The organism is Polaromonas sp. P1_G2 (genome assembly GCF_056405515.1).
The window spans coordinates 1-500 of sequence record NZ_JBFUBY010000951.1 but is presented as its reverse complement, the minus strand read 5'-3'; the positions used below and the strand labels follow the sequence as shown (position 1 = coordinate 500).

Annotated in this window: 1 protein-coding gene; it reads right to left on the bottom strand. The window is 64.4% G+C overall.

Annotation, left to right across the window (positions count from 1 at the left end; genetic code table 11):
* Positions 1-274: flavin reductase (locus AC1D0P_RS28500; protein WP_477679807.1), on the bottom strand; the 274-nt coding region annotated here is incomplete at its 3' end.
* Positions 275-500: the final 226 nt, after the last annotated feature.

The following is a 500-nucleotide window of genomic DNA, read 5'->3' as shown; positions in this document are numbered from 1 at the left end:
CATCTGCACCGAACCGATCCTTACCGCTCGTGGCGCAGAGGCGCGCCAGTTGCATGTCGGCGCGCCGGACGAAATGCACCACGATCGTTTCGGCTCGCTTCACCGAACGCGCGCTCGACGATGCATCGGACAGCGAGAAAGCCACCGTCGGCGGCGAAACACTGACGGAGATGAGCGAGCTCACCGTCAGTGCGACCGGCCCGTCTCCGGGGTCAGCGGTGATGATCGCGACGCCCGACGGGTGGTGACGGAAGGCCGCCAGGAAGGCTTCCATTACCCTCGCCGTCGCGTCTGTGGTGCCGACGTCCCTGGAGCCCTGCAAAGCGTGACCCTGGTCTTTGCCGCGGAGTGTCATTTCTTTTCCACGAGGTCGTAGAATTGCCAGGCGCGATCGCTCCACAATCCGGCCAGTTCGCGGCCGGCGGCGGCGACGATGTTCGGATTGATGGTGAAGTGGTTGGCGGCTGTGAGCATTTCGCGATAGACGCGCTGCATCACGC